This is a genomic window from Mesorhizobium sp. BR115XR7A (assembly GCF_020165315.1).
Lineage (GTDB): Bacteria > Pseudomonadota > Alphaproteobacteria > Rhizobiales > Rhizobiaceae > Mesorhizobium > Mesorhizobium australicum.
This window is the reverse complement of the sequence record NZ_JAIUHW010000030.1, coordinates 1-2,911: the sequence shown is the minus strand read 5'-3', so window position 1 is coordinate 2,911 and position 2,911 is coordinate 1. Positions and strand designations below refer to the sequence as shown.

The window sequence follows — 2,911 nt, the reverse complement described above, 5'->3', positions numbered from 1 at the left end:
TATTAGGAATGAGAACGATCAAGCCGATCGAACTATTAGTACCGGTAAGCTTCAAGCGTTGCCGCTCTTCCACACCCGGCCTATCAACGTGGTCGTCTTCCACGGTTCTCAGGGAATACTCGTTTTAAGGTGGGTTTCCCGCTTAGATGCCTTCAGCGGTTATCCCGTCCGGATATAGCTACCCTGCTATGCGGCTGGCGCCACAACAGGTCCACCAGAGATCCGTCCATCCCGGTCCTCTCGTACTAGGGACAGATCCTTTCAATATTCCTACACCCACGGCAGATAGGGACCGAACTGTCTCACGACGTTCTGAACCCAACTCACGTACCGCTTTAAATGGCGAACAGCCATACCCTTGGGACCTGCTCCAGCCCCAGGATGCGATGAGTCGACATCGAGGTGCCAAACAACCCCGTCGATATGGACTCTTGGGGGTCATCAGCCTGTTATCCCCGGCGTACCTTTTATCCGTTGAGCGATGGCCCTTCCACGCGGGACCACCGGATCACTATGACCGACTTTCGTCTCTGCTCGACTTGTCAGTCTCGCAGTCAGGCAGGCTTATGCCATTGCACTCAGCGAACGATTTCCGACCGTTCTGAGCCCACCATCGCGCGCCTCCGTTACTCTTTAGGAGGCGACCGCCCCAGTCAAACTACCCACCATACATTGTCCCGGACCCGGATAACGGGCCGCGGTTAGACATCCATAGTGATAAGGGTGGTATTTCAAGGGTGGCTCCACCTGAGCTGGCGCCCAGGTTTCAAAGCCTACCACCTATCCTACACATGCCACTACGAATGCCAATGTAAAGCTATAGTAAAGGTGCACGGGGTCTTTCCGTCTAACCGCAGGAACCCCGCATCTTCACGGGGAATTCAATTTCACTGAGTCTATGCTGGAGACAGCGGGGAAGTCGTTACGCCATTCGTGCAGGTCGGAACTTACCCGACAAGGAATTTCGCTACCTTAGGACCGTTATAGTTACGGCCGCCGTTTACTGGGGCTTCGATTCAGAGCTTGCACCCCTCCTCTTAACCTTCCAGCACCGGGCAGGCGTCAGACCCTATACGTCGTCTTGCGACTTCGCAGAGCCCTGTGTTTTTGATAAACAGTCGCTACCCCCTGGTCTGTGCCACCCTCCTCCACTTGCGTGGAAAAGGGTCACGCTTCTTCCGAAGTTACGCGTGCAATTTGCCGAGTTCCTTCAGCATAGTTCTCTCAAGCGCCTTGGTATACTCTACCAGACCACCAGTGTCGGTTTCGGGTACGGTTTATAAGGAGGAGCTATTTCCTGGAACCACGCAGCAGCCCGTTCAATCCGATAAGATTGGACTACCTCAATGATCCGTCACTACCTCCAAGCCCACGAATATTAACGTGGTTCCCATCGACTACGCGTTTCCGCCTCGTCTTAGGGGCCGGCTAACCCTGCTCAGATTAGCTTTAAGCAGGAACCCTTGGTCTTTCGGCGGGGGAGTCTCTCACTCCCCTTACGTTACTCATGTCAGCATTCGCACTTCTGATACCTCCACCACCCCTCACGGGTATGGCTTCGTCAGCTTACAGAACGCTCCGCTACCGCTTGGCCCTTGCGGACCAAACCCTAAGCTTCGGTGTATGGCTTTAGCCCCGTTACATTTTCGGCGCAAAGACCCTTATTTAGACCAGTGAGCTGTTACGCTTTCTTTAAATGATGGCTGCTTCTAAGCCAACATCCTGGTTGTTTTGGGATCCTCACATCCTTTCCCACTTAGCCATAACTTGGGGACCTTAGCTGTAGGTCAGGGTTGTTTCCCTTTTCACGACGGACGTTAGCACCCGCCGTGTGTCTGCCGACTAGTACTCCCAGGTATTCGGAGTTTGGTTAGGTTTGGTAATCCGGTGAGGACCCCTAGCCCATCCAGTGCTCTACCCCCTGGGGTATTCGGTCGACGCTCTACCTAAATAGATTTCGCGGAGAACCAGCTATTTCCGAGTTTGATTGGCCTTTCACCCCTAGCCACAAGTCATCCCGAACTATTGCAACAGTTATGGGTTCGGTCCTCCAGTAAGTGTTACCTTACCTTCAACCTGCTCATGGCTAGATCACTCGGTTTCGGGTCTAATGCGACGAACTGAACGCCCTGTTCAGACTCGCTTTCGCTGCGCCTACACCTAGCGGTTTAAGCTTGCTCGTCACACTAAGTCGCTGACCCATTATACAAAAGGTACGTGGTCACCCAGGACGAACCTTGGGCTTCCACTGTTTGTAGGCAACCGGTTTCAGGTACTCTTTCACTCCCCTTGTCGGGGTGCTTTTCACCTTTCCCTCACGGTACTAGTTCGCTATCGGTCATGCACGAGTACTTAGGCTTGGAGGGTGGTCCCCCCAATTTCAGACAGGATTTCACGTGTCCCGCCTTACTCGAGGACGATTGATTGCATTACGCGTACGGGGCTGTCACCCACTATGGCCCTACTTTCCAGAAGGTTCCGCTTGTCTCTCAATCGCCACTGGCCTGGTCCGGGTTCGCTCGCCACTACTTCCGGAGTCTCGGTTGATGTCCTTTCCTACGGGTACTTAGATGTTTCAGTTCCCCGCGTTCGCCACTTTATCCCTATGTATTCAGGATAAGTTACCTATATCTGATACTTGGAAACCACAGCAGCACCAGCGCAATCTCGAAGAGATTGTCGCTCATGCTACTCTGATTTTCCAAGCACCTTAGGTGGGTTTCCCCATTCGGAAATCTACGGATCAAAGGGTATTCGCACCTCCCCGTAGCTTATCGCAGCGTATCACGTCCTTCATCGCCTGTGCATGCCAAGGCATCCACCAATTGCCCTTAAGACACTTGATCGTTCTCATTGCCAATACCCATCGCGCAATCCGAAGGATTGTCGCTTCAGCCTCCCCCTTGCGGGA

General features: G+C 53.3%; 1 rRNA gene. It reads right to left on the bottom strand.

Annotated elements, in window-relative coordinates:
* Positions 1 to 14: 14 nt before the first annotated feature.
* A 23S ribosomal RNA gene (locus LB557_RS31325) occupies positions 15 to 2,846 on the bottom strand.
* Positions 2,847 to 2,911 lie beyond the last annotated feature (65 nt).